The sequence below is a fragment of the Bacillus sp. TE9106W genome, from assembly GCF_054062215.1.
Map to the genome: position 1 here is coordinate 37,404 of NZ_JBSSFA010000006.1, position 18,586 is coordinate 55,989.

Annotated in this window: 22 protein-coding genes; 20 read left to right on the forward strand and 2 right to left on the reverse strand. The window is 36.2% G+C overall.

Going from position 1 to position 18,586, the window contains the following annotated elements; translation table 11 throughout:
* The first annotated feature begins 71 nt into the window (after window positions 1-71).
* Entirely contained in the window at window positions 72-1,052 is a 981-nt protein-coding gene (locus ACVWY7_RS13170) for a YpdA family putative bacillithiol disulfide reductase (RefSeq protein WP_001168491.1), read from the forward strand.
* 37 nt (window positions 1,053-1,089) lie between these two features.
* Here the strand turns inward: ACVWY7_RS13170 and ansA are convergent, their stop codons facing one another.
* Window positions 1,090-2,064 carry an asparaginase gene (gene ansA, locus ACVWY7_RS13175; RefSeq protein WP_000822017.1) on the reverse strand — a complete coding sequence of 325 codons (975 nt, stop codon included), beginning with the start codon at window positions 2,062-2,064 and terminating at the stop codon, window positions 1,090-1,092.
* Between the two features lie 179 nt (window positions 2,065-2,243).
* Between ansA and ACVWY7_RS13180 the strand changes: the two genes are divergently transcribed.
* The 4 genes from ACVWY7_RS13180 to ACVWY7_RS13195 all read left to right on the forward strand — a co-directional run bounded on the left by ACVWY7_RS13180 (window position 2,244) and on the right by ACVWY7_RS13195 (window position 5,767).
* Window positions 2,244-2,417, forward strand: coding sequence for a YpfB family protein (locus tag ACVWY7_RS13180; protein ID WP_000738053.1), 174 nt, complete (start codon window positions 2,244-2,246; stop codon window positions 2,415-2,417).
* Window positions 2,418-2,545: 128 nt separating this feature from the next.
* A complete protein-coding gene (gene cmk / locus ACVWY7_RS13185) occupies window positions 2,546-3,223 on the forward strand; it encodes a (d)CMP kinase (protein ID WP_000361264.1) in 678 nt (225 codons plus the stop codon).
* Between the two features lie 333 nt (window positions 3,224-3,556).
* Window positions 3,557-4,705: a 30S ribosomal protein S1 gene (gene rpsA / locus ACVWY7_RS13190; RefSeq protein ID WP_000229572.1), complete on the forward strand. Its 1,149-nt coding sequence runs from the start codon at window positions 3,557-3,559 to the stop codon at window positions 4,703-4,705.
* Between the two features lie 12 nt (window positions 4,706-4,717).
* Window positions 4,718-5,767 (forward strand): type 2 isopentenyl-diphosphate Delta-isomerase, encoded by a 1,050-nt coding sequence (locus ACVWY7_RS13195; RefSeq protein ID WP_000251059.1) that lies wholly within the window; start codon window positions 4,718-4,720, stop codon window positions 5,765-5,767.
* A gap of 316 nt (window positions 5,768-6,083) precedes the next feature.
* On the opposite strand, the gene ACVWY7_RS13200 is transcribed toward ACVWY7_RS13195, so the two are convergent.
* The gene (locus ACVWY7_RS13200; protein WP_000513900.1) at window positions 6,084-6,218 is read right to left on the reverse strand and encodes a YpzI family protein; all 135 of its coding nucleotides are present in this window, start codon (window positions 6,216-6,218) and stop codon (window positions 6,084-6,086) included.
* A 116-nt stretch (window positions 6,219-6,334) separates the two neighbouring features.
* Here ACVWY7_RS13200 and ACVWY7_RS13205 point away from each other — a divergent pair, with 116 nt between their 5' ends.
* The 15 genes from ACVWY7_RS13205 to ndk all read left to right on the forward strand — a co-directional run bounded on the left by ACVWY7_RS13205 (window position 6,335) and on the right by ndk (window position 18,358).
* Window positions 6,335-6,946 (forward strand): YphA family membrane protein, encoded by a 612-nt coding sequence (locus tag ACVWY7_RS13205; protein WP_073522553.1) that lies wholly within the window; start codon window positions 6,335-6,337, stop codon window positions 6,944-6,946.
* Window positions 6,939-7,832 (forward strand): YIEGIA family protein, encoded by an 894-nt coding sequence (locus ACVWY7_RS13210; RefSeq protein WP_000575278.1) that lies wholly within the window; start codon window positions 6,939-6,941, stop codon window positions 7,830-7,832. The genes ACVWY7_RS13205 and ACVWY7_RS13210 overlap by 8 nt, the downstream gene beginning before the upstream one ends.
* Window positions 7,829-8,014, forward strand: coding sequence for a capping complex subunit for YIEGIA (locus ACVWY7_RS13215; RefSeq protein WP_000979054.1), 186 nt, complete (start codon window positions 7,829-7,831; stop codon window positions 8,012-8,014). The genes ACVWY7_RS13210 and ACVWY7_RS13215 overlap by 4 nt, the downstream gene beginning before the upstream one ends.
* A 124-nt stretch (window positions 8,015-8,138) precedes the next feature.
* Entirely contained in the window at window positions 8,139-9,449 is a 1,311-nt protein-coding gene (der, locus tag ACVWY7_RS13220) for a ribosome biogenesis GTPase Der (RefSeq protein ID WP_001125893.1), read from the forward strand.
* 18 nt (window positions 9,450-9,467) lie between these two features.
* Window positions 9,468-10,490, forward strand: coding sequence for an NAD(P)H-dependent glycerol-3-phosphate dehydrogenase (locus tag ACVWY7_RS13225; protein ID WP_274310887.1), 1,023 nt, complete (start codon window positions 9,468-9,470; stop codon window positions 10,488-10,490).
* A 115-nt stretch (window positions 10,491-10,605) separates the two neighbouring features.
* Window positions 10,606-10,857: a stage VI sporulation protein F gene (locus tag ACVWY7_RS13230; RefSeq protein WP_000369756.1), complete on the forward strand. Its 252-nt coding sequence runs from the start codon at window positions 10,606-10,608 to the stop codon at window positions 10,855-10,857.
* A 266-nt stretch (window positions 10,858-11,123) separates the two neighbouring features.
* Window positions 11,124-11,327, forward strand: coding sequence for a DUF2768 domain-containing protein (locus tag ACVWY7_RS13235; protein ID WP_001288996.1), 204 nt, complete (start codon window positions 11,124-11,126; stop codon window positions 11,325-11,327).
* A gap of 64 nt (window positions 11,328-11,391) precedes the next feature.
* Window positions 11,392-12,105, forward strand: a complete 714-nt coding sequence (locus ACVWY7_RS13240) for a hypothetical protein (protein WP_001989813.1) — start codon at window positions 11,392-11,394, stop codon at window positions 12,103-12,105.
* A gap of 242 nt (window positions 12,106-12,347) precedes the next feature.
* A complete protein-coding gene (spoIVA, locus tag ACVWY7_RS13245) occupies window positions 12,348-13,826 on the forward strand; it encodes a stage IV sporulation protein A (RefSeq protein WP_000416519.1) in 1,479 nt (492 codons plus the stop codon).
* Between the two features lie 298 nt (window positions 13,827-14,124).
* A complete protein-coding gene (locus tag ACVWY7_RS13250; protein WP_001043860.1) occupies window positions 14,125-14,397 on the forward strand; it encodes an HU family DNA-binding protein in 273 nt (90 codons plus the stop codon).
* 120 nt (window positions 14,398-14,517) lie between these two features.
* On the forward strand, window positions 14,518-15,087 hold the full coding sequence (folE, locus tag ACVWY7_RS13255) for a GTP cyclohydrolase I FolE (protein WP_456523832.1): 570 nt from the start codon (window positions 14,518-14,520) through the stop codon (window positions 15,085-15,087).
* A 213-nt stretch (window positions 15,088-15,300) separates the two neighbouring features.
* The gene (locus ACVWY7_RS13260; RefSeq protein ID WP_033681776.1) at window positions 15,301-16,050 is read left to right on the forward strand and encodes a heptaprenyl diphosphate synthase component 1; all 750 of its coding nucleotides are present in this window, start codon (window positions 15,301-15,303) and stop codon (window positions 16,048-16,050) included.
* Between the two features lie 29 nt (window positions 16,051-16,079).
* Complete coding sequence (menG, locus tag ACVWY7_RS13265) at window positions 16,080-16,793, forward strand: 2-heptaprenyl-1,4-naphthoquinone methyltransferase (protein ID WP_001187667.1); 714 nt, start codon at window positions 16,080-16,082, stop codon at window positions 16,791-16,793.
* A gap of 31 nt (window positions 16,794-16,824) precedes the next feature.
* Window positions 16,825-17,787: a heptaprenyl diphosphate synthase component II gene (gene hepT, locus ACVWY7_RS13270; protein ID WP_000776082.1), complete on the forward strand. Its 963-nt coding sequence runs from the start codon at window positions 16,825-16,827 to the stop codon at window positions 17,785-17,787.
* 124 nt (window positions 17,788-17,911) lie between these two features.
* Window positions 17,912-18,358, forward strand: a complete 447-nt coding sequence (gene ndk, locus ACVWY7_RS13275; RefSeq protein ID WP_000415887.1) for a nucleoside-diphosphate kinase — start codon at window positions 17,912-17,914, stop codon at window positions 18,356-18,358.
* Window positions 18,359-18,586: the final 228 nt, after the last annotated feature.

Below are 18,586 nucleotides of genomic sequence, written 5' to 3' on the forward strand. Positions count from 1 at the left end.
TACTGCTGTAAGTAGGTTTTTTCTTGTTTTTATAAATAGTGTATTGGTAGAAGACTAGGAGTGAACCGAGTATGCAGAAAGAAACAGCTATCATAATTGGAGGCGGTCCGTGCGGATTAGCAGCAGCAATTTCGTTGCAAAAGGTAGGGATAAATCCGTTAGTAATTGAAAAAGGAAACATTGTAAATGCGATTTATAATTATCCAACTCATCAAACATTTTTCTCTTCTAGTGAAAAATTAGAAATTGGTGATGTAGCTTTTATTACAGAAAATCGTAAGCCTGTTCGAAATCAAGCGCTTGCGTATTATCGTGAAGTAGTAAAGCGTAAATCTGTACGTGTAAATGCTTTTGAACGAGTGGAGAAAGTTCAAAAAGATGGAGAAGTTTTTCAGGTTGAAACGACAAAGCGTGACGGAAGTAAAGAAATATATATAGCGAAATATATTGTTGTAGCAACTGGATATTATGACAATCCAAATTATATGAACGTTCCAGGTGAGGAATTGAAGAAGGTAGCTCACTATTTTAAAGAAGGACATCCTTATTTTGATCGAGATGTAGTGGTTATAGGTGGGAAAAACTCGAGTGTAGATGCCGCGTTAGAGCTTGTTAAAGCTGGTGCGCGTGTAACGGTACTATATCGCGGAAGTGAGTATTCACCAAGCATAAAGCCGTGGATTTTGCCAGAGTTTGAGGCGTTAGTCCGAAATGGTACAATTCACATGCATTTCGGGGCCCATGTGAAAGAAATTACTGAACATACATTAACGTATACAGTTGATGGCGAGGTAAATACAATCCAAAATGATTTTGTATTTGCGATGACTGGTTACCATCCTGATCATAGCTTCTTAACAAAGATGGGTGTTCGGATTGATGAAGCGACAGGACGTCCAATTTATGCAGAGGATACGATGGAAACGAACGCTGCAAATATTTTCATTGCAGGTGTAATTGCTGCTGGAAATAATGCAAATGAAATATTTATTGAGAACGGTCGATTTCATGGAGATGCAATTGCGCAAACCATCGCAACAAGAGAAATGTAAAAAGAAGCTGTCGAAATAAACTTCGACAGCTTCTTTTTTAATCATGCATAAACATGTTTTGGATTGATTCATGAGAAGTTGTATTCTCTAATGCAACTAATAATTTAATACGTGCTTTTTGAGCGTTTAAACCGTATGTGAATACGATACCCATATCTTTTAATTGTTTGCCGCCACCTTCATATGAATATACATCTTGAACGATGCCGTTGAAACAGCGAGAAACTAATACGACAGGAATTCCTTTGTTTATTAATCGTTCTAGACTAGGAAGTGTTCTTGGAGGTAAATTACCTTGTCCAAGTGCTTCAATAACAATCCCGTCTACTGGAAGATTTTCAATTGCTGCTAACAATGTATCGTCCATACCAGCGTACGCTTTTAGAACGACTACATTTTTAGAAATTTTATTTACTGAATATGTTTCATGATGTACTAAAGCATGGTGGAATACAACGCCGCGCTTTGTTACCATACCAATTGGTCCATACTGTGGACTTTGGAATGTTGCTACATTGCTTGTATGTGTTTTCGTTACGTTTGTAGCGCAATGAATTTCGTCGTTTAATACGACTAAAACACCTTTTTCTGCGGCTTCACTACTGCTAGCGACTTTTACAGCTGATAAGAAGTTATATAGACCATCAGCACCTAATTCATTACTAGATCGCATTGCACCTGTTACAACGATCGGAATAGTTGCTTGTACTGTTAAATCTAAGAAATAGGCTGTTTCTTCTAATGTATCCGTACCATGCGTAATGACTACGCCATGAATGTTGTCTTGTTTTACTCTTTCATCAATGATGACTTGTAATTGTAACATTTCGCTTGGTGTCATATGAGGAGATGGTAGATGGAACACATCTTCAACGATTAAATCAACATCGCCTTCTAAATCAGGAATGAATTTTAAAAGAGGATTTTTTTCACCTGGTTGTACGACCCCAGTTTCTTTATCTTCCTCCATTGCAATTGTTCCACCTGTGTGTAAAACTAGGATTCTTTTCAATGCTTATACCCCTTTCAAGTAAAAAATACATTTAGAACATAACATGTTTTGAGTAAATTCGACAATGGAAATGTATAAAAGTATGCCTCGAAAATGACAATAAAATGAACTGCTATATGTACGATGTATAAAATAACAAAATGAAATGTAAAAATATAGTATAAGAGGGAGCAATTACGGTGAAAAAGATGGAGAGAATTTTTATTCGTATATTAATAATACAATTTATTTGTCTTTGTGTTGTACAATTATTATTTATACATAAATCATCGGTGAAATATTTATCTAAAATTGTTTATTATGAAGGTGTTATGGTAAAAAACAAAACGAAAATCTTACAGGTGAATAGGTAGTTTTCATTTTCTTCTATGAAGGATTATGCTACAATAATTGAGGATTTAATGGCGTGAAGCAAATGAGAAGAAGCAGGAGAATACCTGCTTTTCGTTTTGTTTTATAAGTGAAAAAATGAGGTGTTACGATGGATAAAAGAATTTCAATTGCTATAGATGGTCCAGCAGCTGCTGGAAAAAGTACAGTTGCGAAAGTTGTAGCGAAGAAGCTTTCTTACGTTTATATTGATACAGGCGCAATGTATCGTACGATTACATACGCAGCCCTTGAGCAAAAAGTGGATATTGAAAATGAAGAGCAGCTAATGGAAGTTGTAAAGAATGTGAAAATCGAGTTTCAGCAAGGAGAAAATACACAACTTGTATTTTTAAATGGACAAGATGTTTCTGAAGTAATTCGTACACCTGAGGTAACGAATCGAGTATCTATTGTGGCGAAACATCGCCTTGTTCGTGAAGAAATGGTACGCCGTCAACAAGAGTTAGCGGAAAAAGGCGGCGTTGTAATGGATGGTCGTGATATTGGTACACATGTGTTACCGGATGCTGAAGTGAAGATCTTTATGCTTGCTTCTGTTGAAGAAAGAGCAGAAAGAAGACATTTAGAAAATATGAATAAAGGTTTCGATTCTAATTTAGAGCAGTTAAAAGAAGAAATTGCTCAGCGTGATAAATTAGATTCAGAACGCGAAGTTTCTCCTCTAAAAAAAGCTGATGATGCATTGGAATTAGATACAACTTCTTTATCAATTGAAGAAGTTGTCCAAAAAATTATGGGTATTGTTTCGGGAGTGTTTGCGAAATAAAGAAAGGGGGTAGCCTCTTTCTTTTTTGTTTATATAAAAATGTAAAGGATACGTGAATTGTGAGTCTCTTTCCTTGACAAATGACCGGATTTATAAGAAGTTAGTTAAAGAGGAATAAAACTGTCAGAATATATTAGCTATTATATTTCAAAACATACTTTCTTCAACATGATTTTGCTGTATACTATTTATATAGGTTTAATATATTTTCTAGTGAAATGTATGAAGCTTAAGTATGTGATGATAAATTCTTAAACATGCAAATGAAAACAATTGTTTTCATTTCGTATATACATAAAAAATGCTTTGTCAATTCTGTAGGGAGGTATTTCCATGGTAGAGAAAATGAATGAAGAAGTTATGGATTCAAAAGAATTACAAGTTGGTGACGTTGTTACAGGTTCTGTAACGAAAGTTGAAGAGAAACAAGTGCTTGTAAACGTTGGATACAAAACAGATGGCGTAATTCCAATTAGTGAGTTAGCTAACGTTCATATTGAAAAAGCAAGCGATGTTGTAGAATTAGATCAAACACTAGAATTAAAGGTTATTAAATTAGAAGAGAATGATCTTGTATTATCTAAACGTGCTGTTGATGCAGAAAAAGCATGGGTAGAATTACAAGAGAAATTTAATTCTGGTCATGTATTTGATGTTACTGTAAAAGATATCGTGAATGGTGGATTAGTTGTGGACCTTGGTGTTCGTGGTTTTATCCCGGCTTCACTTGTAGAAGTACATTATGTAGAAGATTTTACTGACTATAAAGGCAAAACGTTAGCCGTGAAAATTGTTGAATTAGACCGCGAAAAAAATCGTGTAATCCTTTCGCATAAAGCGGTAGTAGAATTAGAACTAGATTCTAAGAAGAAAGAAGCGATTTCTTCATTAAAAGAAGGAGACGTTGTTGAAGGAACAGTGCAACGACTAACTGACTTCGGCGCTTTCGTTAACGTTGGGGGCGTGGACGGTTTAGTTCATATTTCACAAATTTCGCACGAACGTGTAGAGCAACCTTCTGAAGTATTAGAGCAAGGTCAAAAGGTAAAAGTAAAGGTATTATCTGTTGATGCTGACACACAACGTATTTCTTTATCAATTAAAGCAGCTCAACCGGGACCTTGGGAAAATATTGGTGGCGAAGTAAAAGCTGGAGATATTCGTGAAGGAGTAGTAAAGCGTCTTGTTACATTCGGTGCATTCGTTGAAATTTTACCGGGCGTTGAAGGTCTTGTGCATGTATCTCAAATTGCAAATCGTCATGTGAAGAATCCAAATGAAGTATTGGAAATGGGACAAGAAGTAAAAGTGAAAGTGCTTGAAGTGCATGTAGCAGAAAAACGTATTTCTTTAAGTATAAAAGAAGCGCTTGAGGAAAATAATGTAACTGAAGATTACAGTCAGTATGAACCAAATGCTGATTCTGCTACTTTCCAATTAAGTGATATTATTGGTGAACAACTGAAAAAATTAAAGAAATAAAGAGGGGTACAAGTGGTAAGGGCAAAACGTAAATTAGATCATATTGAATACGCTCTTTCTACTGGTCAGTCTCGTACGCATGGCTTTCATGATATTGATTTTGTGCATCAAAGCTTGCCAAATTCAAGTTATGAAACAATAACATGTGAAACAAAAATCGGCGAACTTTCACTAAGTTCGCCGATTTTTATCAATGCGATGACTGGTGGTGGAGGAGAGAAAACATTACATATTAATGAGCAATTAGCATATGTAGCAAAACAACATAACCTTGCTATGGCTGTAGGTTCGCAAATGGCAGCGTTAAAAGATGAAAGTGAGGCTGCTTCTTATAAGATTATTAGAAAGGTAAATCCAAATGGTATTTTCTTTGCTAATTTAGGTAGTGAGGCAACTGTTGAACAGGCAGAGCGTGCTGTTGATATGGTTGAAGCGAATGCGCTACAAATTCATTTAAATGTCATACAAGAGTTAACGATGCCAGAAGGAGACCGTGACTTTACTGGTGTACTTCAGCGTATTGAGAAAATTGTTTTAAATAGTAAAGTTCCTGTCATTGTAAAAGAAGTTGGATTTGGGATGAGTAAGGAAACAATGCAACAGTTAGCGAGCGTGGGTGTAACGGCAATTGATATTGGCGGACAAGGTGGTACGAATTTTGCTGCTGTTGAAAATGAAAGAAGACAGCGAATGCTTTCTTATTTTAATAACTGGGGCATACAAACAGCTACCTCGATTATTGAAGCAACCTCTACAAATAATAACCTCTCTTTTATTGCATCTGGGGGTATACAAACAGCGCTTGACGTAGCGAAAGCAATCGCATTAGGGGCGAATACAACTGCATTCGCTGGCTATTTTTTACGAATTTTAATGCAAGATGGTATCGAGAAGTTAGTGGATGAAATTGATCTATTACATGCAGACTTGAAATTTATTATGACAGCTCTCGGTGCGAAGACGATAGAAGAGTTACAGTCCGTACCTCTTGTTATAAAGGGCGAAACGTATCATTGGTTAACGCAGCGTGGCATTGATACGACGCATTATAGTAGAAGATAAAAAATCAACCGTTTGGTTGGTTTTTTTGTATTCTATTCGTTTTAGTAATATAAGGTTAGGGATGAAGTTGATATTCTATAAAAATTTTATTATTTGTATATAAAAATATTATATTGTAAAAGTTGCGACTGAGAATGTGGATAGTTTACTACTGAGTTATTGAAGAAGGTTTAATTTTGCCAAAGGAAAAGAGAGAGGAATAAAAATAATTTGTAGAAAGATTCTTATGTGAAATATTATTTTGATATAAGTAAAAATTATGAGGAATATGTAAAAGACGGTTTCGTACAATATCGAAACCGTCTTTTTGTATCCATTAGTGCTGATTCTGCTTACGAGCTTGCTCTGGTGTATCCAGTCCAGTTGCACCCGGATATTGTAGTGATTGGTCGCGGTCAGATTCAACGCGGCGTGATTCTCTTAGTTTTCTTTCTTGACGATCTTTACCCATAATGAATAGCACCTCCTTATTAAAAGTGTTGCTGTTATCGGAAAAAACTATGCGTGAAGAAAGTGGATTAACTTTCATAAAAAGTTCCCATAATGGAAAACATAGGAGGTGAAATGATGGAAGGGAGTACTTTTTATTTTGTAGCTTGGATAGGGTGGATTGTCGTAACTTTTTTTATGAAAAAGGACTCTATTCGGTGGAAGATAAGCGCTTGTATATTGATTTTTATTATTTGCTCTCCGTTACATGTAACGATTGCTTCATTCACGGTATCAATAAATGCACTTTTACTTTCTGTTGTTGCTTTTGTAGGAATCACACTATATTCTATTTGGAAAAAATTATATAGCTTACTTTCGGCACTTATTATTGCAATGTTATATACAAGTTTTCATTTGTTAGAAGTATATGATCCAATTTGGATTGTGGTGGACAGGTTATTTTTGTTAAGTAGTGCTCTTGTGTATGCCGCCGTTTTATTACATGAGGATCGCATACTACGATTATGTTCTCTTTATATAGGAATGTTACAGGGAGAATTGTTTGTGACAATTATTTTTCGGAAACTGCATTTTCCTTATGATTACGGAAGTTTAGCATTTTTTGATAGCGTCGCCGTTTCTACATTTTTTATGGCAATTTTGTTTTGGATTGCGAAAGCATCAGTATATACGGAACAGTTCAAGAGAAAAACACGTAAAAGAAAGGCGAGGGTAATACATGATTGAATATACACCGGCCATTTTATGTGGCGTAATAGCGGGGACAGTAACGAGAGTGTTAATGCTCCGGACAGATACGCGGCAATATCCGACGAGGCTCCATGGGAAAATTATTCACATTGCGATGGGATTAATTGCAGCGGCTTTAGGAGCAATCGCGATTCCATCCATTTTGAAAAAAGATTTTTCTGCCATTACGTTTCTTACGCTAGCAGCGACACAGTTTCGTGATGTGCGTAACATGGAAAGGAATACACTTCAACAATTAGATGGATATGAGCTTGTACCGCGTGGGAATACATATATTGAAGGAATTGCATTAGTTTTTGAAAGTCGCAACTATTTGGCGATGTTAACGTCGTTTGCAACGACGTTTGCGTATATAGGATTTCGTTCATGGATTGCCGGAGTAATTATGGCCATAATCGCATTTTTTATCGCGAAAACATTAATGTCTGGTAAGAGGTTACATGATCTTGTTGATATCGAGCATGTTCCACTTCGTTTTGAAGGAGCGGGGCTATATATTGATAATATTTACATTATGAATATTGGATTGCCAGCAAGACAAGAGGAAATTATGAAGTATGGAATGGGTTTTATTTTAAGGCCAAAATCAATTGATGCGATGGTGACAATCTCCAACTTAGGACAACGACAGGCTATTTTACATGATGTTTCTGTTGCTTTAGGGATTTATAGAGATTCTGGTACGCCGGCACTTGTACCGTTAGCAAAGCGTGATTTAGAGGATGGTAGGGTTGGAATCTTTGTCTTGCCACAAGATCAAGATGCGGAGAAAGCGATAGGTGTCATAGGGAACGTGCCGACGTTAGAAAGTGCTGTTCATATGTCATCAGAAGCCCCGAAAGGAAGGGGAGATAAGAGATGATGTTAGAAAGTGTAATTCTTGCAGTTATTACAACGACCCCGGAGAAGTTTGCTGGTGGTGCCCCTCTATTTACTTGTGAATCGACAGAGGAATTAGAATTTGTTGCAAATAATTTAGAGGCAATTCTAGATGGCATTGCGCATCGCTTACAAGAGAATGTATATATTATTGTGAAACATTAGCAACGTGTGTTATAATGTGAGGTGTTTTGATACGCTGAGAAATATTCTGGAATGCAAATCCCTTCTTGCACAAAGAAGGGTTTTTTACATAATAAACAGAAGCAAGTTGAAAGGATGAAAGTATATGCCGAAACCAGTAATAGCAATAGTAGGCCGCCCGAACGTAGGGAAATCTACTATTTTCAATAGAATTGTTGGAGAGAGAGTTTCAATCGTAGAAGATATTCCAGGTGTAACGCGCGATCGTATTTATAGCGCTGGAGAATGGTTAAATCATGAATTTAACATTATTGATACAGGTGGAATTGATATTGGAGACGAGCCATTTTTGACACAAATTCGTCAACAAGCTGAAGTAGCAATTGATGAAGCGGATGTTATCATTTTTATGACAAATGGTCGTGACGGTGTAACAGCAGCGGATGAAGAAGTTGCAAAAATATTATATCGTTCAAATAAACCAGTTGTACTGGCAGTAAATAAAGTGGACAATCCGGAAATGCGCAGTGACATTTATGATTTCTATGCATTAGGATTTGGCGAGCCATTCCCAATTTCAGGTACACACGGATTAGGATTAGGTGACTTATTAGACGAAGCTGCACAGCATTTTCCAAAGATTGAAGAAGACGGATATGATGAAGATACAATTCGTTTCTCTTTAATTGGCCGTCCAAATGTAGGGAAATCATCACTTGTAAATGCTCTTCTTGGTCAAGAGCGTGTAATTGTTAGTAATGTAGCAGGAACAACTCGTGATGCTGTCGATACACCATATAGTAAAGATGGAAAAGATTATGTAATTATCGATACAGCTGGTATGCGTAAAAAAGGGAAAGTGTATGAAAGTACAGAAAAGTATAGTGTACTTCGTGCACTAAGAGCGATTGAACGTTCTGACGTTGTTTTAGTCGTTTTAGACGGTGAAGAAGGAATTATTGAACAAGATAAAAAAATCGCTGGATACGCTCATGATTCAGGACGAGCTGTCGTGATTGTTGTAAACAAATGGGACGCAGTGAAAAAAGATGAGAAAACAATGAAAGCATTTGAAGAAAACATCCGTGCTCATTTCCAATTTTTAGAGTACGCACCGATTGTATTCTTATCTGCAAAAACGAGAAAACGTACACAAACGTTAATACCGGTTATCGATGAGGTAAATGAAAGCCATAGTATCCGTATTCAAACGAATGTATTAAATGATGTAATTATGGATGCGGTAGCGATGAATCCAACGCCAACGCATAACGGTAGTCGTCTGAAGATTTTCTATGCAACACAAGTTGCGGTAAAACCACCAACATTTGTTGTGTTTGTAAACGATCCAGAACTATTGCACTTCTCATATGAGCGCTTCTTAAAAAATCGTTTACGTGAATCATTCGGCTTTGTAGGAACACCGATTCACATTATCGCTAGAGCAAGAGACTAATGGAGAGGATGTGATTTTATGACAAAAATCACAGTAGTTGGAGCAGGTAGCTGGGGAACAGCGTTAGCGATGGTATTAGCTGACAATGGGCATGATGTACGTATTTGGGGAAATCGTTCTGAACTTATGGATGAGATTAATACAAAACATGAGAATAGTCGATATCTCCCAGGAATTACATTGCCAAGCACAATCGTAGCCTACTCTTCTTTAGAAGAAGCATTAGTAGATGTAAATATAGTACTGCTTGTAGTACCAACGAAAGCGTATAGAGAAGTACTGCAAGATATGAAGAAATATGTAGCAGGCCCGACTACTTGGATTCATGCAAGTAAAGGAATTGAACCTGGTACGTCAAAACGTATTTCGGAAGTGATTGAGGAAGAAATTCCAGAGGACTTGATTAAAGATGTTGTTGTACTGTCTGGACCGAGTCATGCTGAAGAAGTAGGGTTGCGTCAAGCGACAACTGTTACGTCTGCAGCAAAGCGTATGGAAGCGGCTGAGGAAGTACAAGATTTGTTTATGAATAGTTACTTCCGTGTATACACAAATCCGGATATCGTTGGAGTTGAACTTGGTGGTGCGTTAAAAAATATTATCGCATTAGCTGCTGGAATAACTGATGGTCTTGGATTAGGTGATAATGCAAAAGCGGCATTGATGACACGTGGTTTAACGGAAATTGCTCGTTTAGGAAGAAAAATGGGCGGAAATCCGTTAACGTTTGCTGGACTAACTGGTATGGGTGACTTAATTGTAACTTGTACAAGTGTTCATAGCCGAAATTGGCGCGCTGGAAATATGCTTGGAAAAGGACACTCTTTAGAAGAAGTGTTAGAAAGTATGGGTATGGTTGTCGAAGGTGTAAGAACAACGAAAGCTGCTCATGAATTGGCAGAAAAAATGGAAGTAGAAATGCCGATTACAGCTGCTTTATATGATGTGCTATTCAATGGGAATAATGTAAAAGATGCAGTAGGCTCATTAATGGGGCGTGTTCGAAAACACGAAGTGGAAGCTATACCTGACTTACTTTAAAGAAAAGCGACAGAAGTACATTTGTACTTCTGTCGCTTTTTATTTTTTTGGGTCTTTTCACCATTTTTTTATTTTTGCATAGGATGAAGAGTAACTTGAGGAGAGGGTGAAAAGAATGGATAACAACATTTTTAATAACATTGAAAAAGAAGTGAAAGTGAATAAAGAAGATATTTTTAAATTAGCATCATCGGTACAAAATGCGAATTTACGTGATGAGACTGTGCTTCGTCAATTGATTCATCAAGTGGCTCTTATGGCAGGACGTGAAGTGCCGAAAGAACAAGAGGATCAAATTGTTAAAGCGATTATTAACAATAATATGCCAGCAGATTTTGGCTCGTTAAGCAAAATGTTTAAAAAATAAAATATGAGAAACAAAGAGTTTGTAGATTGCATATGATAGCCATGAAAGTATGGGAATAGAGCTGTTTTGGGCATATTTGGTCAACCGAAGCGAGAGATACACTCGCTTCGGTTTTATTTGTATCTAGATTGGTGGAAAATGCTGAAAAACCTATTAATTAAAGTTACATATTCGCAATTTGTAGTAAAATGTTCTTTTTGTATTTGTTTAAAGATTTTAATTTGTTAAAATAGTATAAAAATAGATTAATAAAAAGGGGTGTGTATATGTCGGAAGGGCTTATAAAAATGTGGTTTGCTTTAGGGGCAATTGGATTTATGTTTTTTGCAGTAAGTTTTATTTTGCTAAGCAGATATAAAATAAAGAATAAATTTTTGAAAGGGATTACAGCATTGGTAGCCTACACCCTTATGGTTGTGTCAGGAATTGTTATTTTTCTTGTTGTATTTAGTGGACCTGTACAGCAGTAAAGAGGATGGTCTTGGAAATGTTACATACGGAGTAAGTTATATTAGTATGAAAAGGTGATTACTAGTGAAAAAAGTCCATATTATTTTAATATTTTGTTGTATGAGCATTTTAACAGGGTGTCTGTATCCGAAAGAAAATATGAAACAAAATGCTGTTCCTTATGAAGATCAGCTACAAGTCGTTCAAAAAGCTGTTGTGACATTTCAGGAGCAAAATGATGGGATATTGCCAATTAAGACGCGGGATATGAATACGCCTATTTACCAGAAATATCCAATCGATTTTCAAAAGGTTTCTCCGCGTTACATACAAGAAGCACCAGGGAATGCCTATGAAAGCGGGGGAGTATATCAATACGTATTAATAGACGTTGAAACAAACCCGACAGTAAAGCTAATTGATGTTAGGATGGCTGAACAAATTCAGGAATTATCATTAAAGCTTAGGATGTATCGAGATGAACATCAATATCCACCTTTTAAAAAGGTAATTTCAGATGGTGTGTATGAATTAGATTTCAAAAAACTTGGATATAAAGATGTACCGCAAGTGACAAGTCCGTATTCTGGTAAAGGTCTTCCTTTTGTAATTAATGAGAAGGGAGAAATTTATGTTGATTATAGAATCGACTTATATGAAGCGTTGAAAAAAAATGAAGGGCAATTTAAGGAGGGGGAAGATATTCGAAATATACTTTCGAAAGATTCTCCGTTTGTACCTGCGTATTCTTTACCGTATACGGTAAAGAATGGAGAACCAATTTTTTTAAAATCATAAGTCATGAACCTTTCTTTTAGTGAATAAGTTCTAGAAGAAAGGTTTTTTATGTTACACAACTTGCGATGCAAACAAAAGGTATTTTTTAATAGTCATATGAAATTGGACAAAATTATATGATATATTGTCCGAACTTCTAGAATACCATTATATTATATCAGATATTATAGGCAACGTTAGAGAAGGTATTAGTTGACTATAAACGTGGAATTATTCCCAAAAATATTGAGGGAGGGAATCACTTGGAAAAGGTAGATATTTTTAAAGATATTGCGGAACGCACAGGCGGTGATATTTATTTTGGAGTTGTAGGAGCTGTTCGAACAGGGAAATCAACATTCATTAAAAAATTTATGGAACTTGTAGTTATTCCTAATATTGAAAATGAGTCTGACCGTCAAAGGGCGCAGGATGAACTACCTCAAAGTGCTGCTGGCCGTACAATTATGACGACGGAACCGAAATTTGTTCCAAACCAAGCGGTTTCTATCGAAGTAGATGAAGGTCTTGAAGTGAATATTCGATTAGTAGATTGTGTCGGATATACAGTTCCAGGAGCAAAAGGCTATGAAGATGAGAATGGCCCGCGCATGATTAATACTCCTTGGTATGAAGAACCTATTCCATTCCATGAAGCTGCAGAAATCGGAACACGTAAAGTAATTCAAGAACATTCAACAATTGGTGTTGTAATTACAACAGATGGAACGATTGGTGAAATCCCAAGAAGAGATTATATAGAGGCAGAGGAACGCGTAGTAAATGAGTTAAAAGAAGTCGGAAAACCTTTCATTATGATCATCAACACTGTACAGCCGTATCATCCAGATACAGAGCAATTGCGCCAAAGTTTATCTGAAGAATATGATATCCCAGTCATTGCGATGAGTGTTGAAAGTTTAAGAGAGACAGATGTGTACAATGTGCTTCGAGAGGCGTTATTTGAGTTCCCTGTTTTAGAAGTAAATGTGAACCTTCCGAGCTGGGTAATGGTGCTAAATGAAGGACATTGGTTACGTCAAAGTTATCAAGAAGCCGTTCAAGAGACTGTCAAGGATATAAAACGTCTTCGTGATGTAGACCGTGTCGTATGGCAGTTTAGTCAGTATGAATTTATTGATCGAGCGAGCTTAGCTGGCATTGATATGGGGCAAGGTGTAGCAGAGATTGATTTATATGCACCAGATGAATTGTATGATCAAATTTTAAAAGAAGTAGTAGGGGTAGAAATTCGAGGGAAAGATCATTTATTGAAGCTTATGCTCGATTTATCTCATGCGAAAATAGAATATGATCAAGTGGCGGATGCCCTGCGTATGGTCAAACAAACAGGATATGGTGTAGCGGCGCCTGCGTTAGCTGACATGAGCTTAGATGAGCCAGAAATTATTCGTCACGGTTCAAGATTTGGTGTGAAATTAAAAGCTGTAGCCCCATCTATTCATATGATTAAAGTTGATGTGGAGTCCACGTTTGAGCCAATCATTGGTACGGAAAAACAAAGTGAAGAACTAGTTCGTTACTTAATGCAAGATTTTGAAGATGACCCATTATCAATTTGGAATTCAGATATATTTGGACGTTCGCTGAGCTCTATTGTTCGGGAAGGCATTCAAGCGAAACTATCTTTAATGCCAGAAAATGCGAGATATAAATTAAAAGAAACGCTAGAAAGAATTATTAATGAAGGATCTGGCGGATTAATTGCGATTATATTATAAGAAAAAATCCCTCTCATCGTAGAGGGATTTTTTTAATTTTCACATATAGAATAGGAAAATAAACAGTCATTATCTAATATATTGTTGTAAATTGTCAAGTTTCATCAGATTTTCACATTTTAAGAGTAACAATTTCCTTAAAAATATTGAATTATAAAGGAGAATCGTATAATATAGGCGTTGATAATGATTTATCTACATCTTTGTAGTATAGAATTTGCAAAAATTGCCTACAAATGAAAGTAAGACTCATTTTATGATCATTATACAGTCTTATCTTTGGGAGGAGGTGAATGGCATGAACAAGACAGATTTAATCAATGCTGTTGCAGAAGCAAGTTCCCTTTCTAAAAAGGACGCAACAAAAGCAGTAGACGCTGTTTTTGATTCTATCTTAGAAGCTTTAAAACAAGGTGATAAAGTACAACTGATCGGATTCGGTAACTTCGAAGTTCGTGAGCGTGCGGCTCGTAAAGGTCGTAACCCACAAACAGGTGAGGAGATTGAAATCGCTGCAAGTAAAGTACCTGCATTCAAACCTGGTAAAGCATTAAAAGATGCGGTTAAATAATCCTTACATATTAACAGGGAAGAAGAGTTTCCTTTTTGGAAACTCTTCTTTTTGCTTTTAAAAACATAAATATGCTAGAATGTGTTCGTATCACTTTTAGGTTTTCGGGAGGGCTAGCGGATGGCAAAAGTTAATTTAGAACAAATTGAACATGCAGTACGCCTTATTTTAGAGGCAATTGGAGATGACCCTAATCGAGAGGGAGTATTTGATACACCAAAGCGTGTTGCGAAAATGTACGCAGAAGTGTTCTCAGGTATGCATGAAGATCCGAAAGAACATTTACAAAAAGTGTTCGGAGAAGATCATGAGGAGCTTGTACTAGTAAAAGATATACCGTTTTATTCGATGTGTGAGCATCATTTAGTTCCATTCTATGGAGTTGCTCACGTTGCATATATTCCGCAAGGCGGAAAAGTGACAGGGTTAAGTAAATTAGCTCGTACTGTAGATACAATTGCACGTCGTCCACAACTGCAAGAACGTATTACATCAACAGTAGCGAACTCTATTATGGAAGTACTAGAGCCGCATGGTGTAATGGTAGTAGTAGAAGCGGAACATATGTGTATGACGATGCGCGGTGTGAAAAAGCCAGGTGCAAAAACAGTAACAACAGCAGTACGTGGTGTGCTAGAAAATGATGCTGCAGCACGTAGTGAAATTTTATCTTTTATTAAAACGAAGTAAAGAAAAGTGGGAAACTGCTTTTCTTTTTTTTTTTTTGTAAATAAATGATATAGTTTTAGCGAGGCGCAGTGAGAATAGAAAGATTACTTAAAAGAATAGAAGAGGTTATATAGTTCGGTAGAAGTTTGGAAAGAGTAGCCAAGTTTTGGTTATAGAAAATAGAGTGTATGTGTTATAATAAGTTTTATGAATTAGAAAACAAGGGTGATTTTTGTGTGTGACATCTACGGAGGGTATGCGGGTATAAGAGAGAAATTGATGGTGAAATTACGCCATCCTTATTTTATAAACTATATTGAAGAACCATTTATTGATGAAGAGAAAATCGCATTGTTATATGGTGCTTTAAAAGGTGCAAATTTACATATAGAACAAATTGAGCATTATGTAGTGACGATTATGCTTGTGCAAATTGCGCTTGATACACATGAAAGAGTATCAAATAAAGCAGGGGAAGAAGCAAATGAATCGCATAAGCGTCGCCAGTTAACAGTGCTTGCTGGTGATTACTATAGCGGGTTATATTATTACTTATTGTCTATGAATCGTGATATTGTTTTAATTCGTGCGCTTGCTGAAGGAATTAAAGAAATTAATGAACACAAAATAATGTTATATCAAAAAGCGCATAAAACGGTGGATGACATAATGGAAAGTGTAGTAATGATTGAGTCTGCACTGTTGCAAAAAACATGTGATCATTTTCATTTATCGCATTGGAAGCCGTTTATAACGTATGTACTAGGAAAAAATCGTCTCCAAAAAGAATGTGAACTACATGTTAATAAACAACATTCACCTGTTTTTCAAGCTGTTCAAGGGATTGTGAACGATAAAGCAGATGCAGAAACAGTTATGAATGGATGGATGATGAAACTTGGAAAGAAAGAAAATCAATTTTTAGAAAATCACACAGATATAAGCGAAATAAACTCTGTGTTAAGAGATAAATCGAAGACATAAGCAATTTTACATTGGAAGAAGGTACGAGCATGCAACAATCAAAAGAAGAAAGAGTACATGATGTATTTGAGAAAATCTCTGATAAATACGATGTGATGAATTCTGTAATTAGTTTTCAAAGACATAAAGCGTGGCGCAAAGAGACGATGCGCATTATGGATGTAAAACCAGGTAGTAAAGCGCTTGATGTATGCTGCGGGACAGCGGACTGGACAATTGCGCTAGCTGGAGCGGTGGGTGAACAGGGCAAGGTTGTTGGTTTAGACTTCAGTGAAAATATGTTATCTGTTGGTAAGCAAAAGGTAGAGGCGTTACAATTAAAACAAGTAGAACTTCTGCACGGGAATGCAATGGAACTTCCATTTGAAGATAACACGTTTGATTATGTAACGATTGGATTTGGTTTACGTAATGTACCGGATTATATGCACGTATTAAAAGAAATGACGCGTGTAGTAAAACCAGGTGGAAAAGTAATTTGTTTAGAAACATCTCAACCAACAATGATTGGTTTTCGACAAGGTTATATTTTATACTTTAAATATATCATGCCGTTATTTGGAAAGTTATTTGCGAAAAGTTATAAAGAATATTCATGGCTACAAGAATCTGCTAGTACATTCCCAGGTATGAAAGAATTGGCTAATATGTTCGAAAAAGCTGGACTTGAACGTGTGCAAGTGAAGCCATTTACTTTTGGGGTAGCAGCGATGCATTTAGGCATGAAACCAGAATCAAAATAGAAAAAAGAAGTTTTAGGTTAAGGTGAACAATATGAAGTTACAACTTATGTACTCTTTTTTACGATCGGATATTAATGTGATAGAAAAAGAATTAAAAAAGACAGTTGCTTCTGAACAGCCATTAGTAGAAGAGGCGGCATTACAACTTATTGAAGCTGGTGGGAAGCGAATTCGTCCTGTATTTGTGTTGCTTGCGGGGAAATTTGGAGATTATAAGTTAGATGCAATTAAGCATGTAGCTGTTGCGTTAGAACTTATTCATATGGCTTCTCTTGTTCACGATGATGTTATTGATGCTGCGTTTTTACGACGTGGTAGTGCAACTGTGAATGCGAAATGGGGAGATCGTATTGCAATGTATACAGGGGACTATTTATTCGCTAAGTCTCTTGAATGTATAACGAATATTGAAATTCCAGAGGCGCATCAGGCGCTATCGCATACCATTTTAGAAGTTTGTAAAGGTGAAATCGAACAAATTAAAGATAAGTATAACTATGACCAAAATTTAAGAACATATTTAAGAAGAATAAAGCGAAAAACCGCTTTATTAATTGCTGCAAGTTGCCAACTAGGAGCGATTGCTGCTGGCGCTAATCGTGATACGGTAAGTCGTCTGTTTTGGTATGGCTATTTCGTAGGGATGTCGTATCAAATTATTGATGACATTTTAGACTTCGTTTCTACAGAAGAGAAACTTGGAAAACCTGCTGGTGGTGATTTATTGCAAGGAAACATTACGCTTCCTGCCCTATATGCTATGGAAGATCCAATCCTTTGTAAGAAAATCAGATCTGTACATGAAAATACAACAGCGGACGAAATGAAAGAAATTATTGAAGCTGTAAAGAATAGTGCTGCTATTGATAAAGCATTTGCGTTTAGTGAACGTTATTTACATAAAGCATTAGAAATGATAAAACCACTCCCACGTGGACAAGCGAAGTATGCATTACAAAATGTAGCAAAGTATATTGGAAAACGAAAATTTTAGTGTTTTTTCTAAAAAATAAAATAATCTCTCTATTTCAAAACTATTGCACAATTGTGATAAGGGTGTTAATATGTGTGTGGGGATATACAATTACATACATAATTCAGAAGTGGAGAGATTTTTTATGGAAAAAACATTTCTAATGGTTAAACCAGACGGTGTACAACGTGCCTTCATTGGGGAAATTGTAGCTCGTTTTGAGAAGAAGGGCTTTCAATTAGTTGGTGCAAAATTAATGCAAGTCACTCCAGAAATCGCTGGACAACACTATGCTGAGCACACAGAAAAACCTTTCTTTGGTGAATTAGTAGACTTTATTACATCTGGTCCTGTATTCGCAATGGTATGGCAAGGTGAAGGTGTAGTAGATACAGCTCGTAACATGATGGGTAAAACAAGACCACATGAAGCCGCTCCTGGAACAATTCGTGGAGATTTCGGTGTAACTGTTGCGAAAAACATTATCCATGGTTCTGATTCGTTAGAAAGTGCAGAGCGCGAGATTGGTATTTTCTTTAAGGAAGAAGAATTAGTTGACTATTCAAAATTAATGAATGAATGGATTTACTAATTATTTTGAAATAATTTGTAAACGCTTTAATCACTGTGATAATAGTAGAAAGTGCAAGGAGAATAGGGGTATTCTTCTTGCACTTTTTTTATTTCTATTAGTTACGAAGTTAGAGCTGTTATGATATATTGATATGTAAAGTAAAGGCCTATCGGAGAATAAGCGAATGGCTGATGTATGAATAACTCTTTCATATTTTTAGAGTAATGAAAGATAAAATTATTGCTT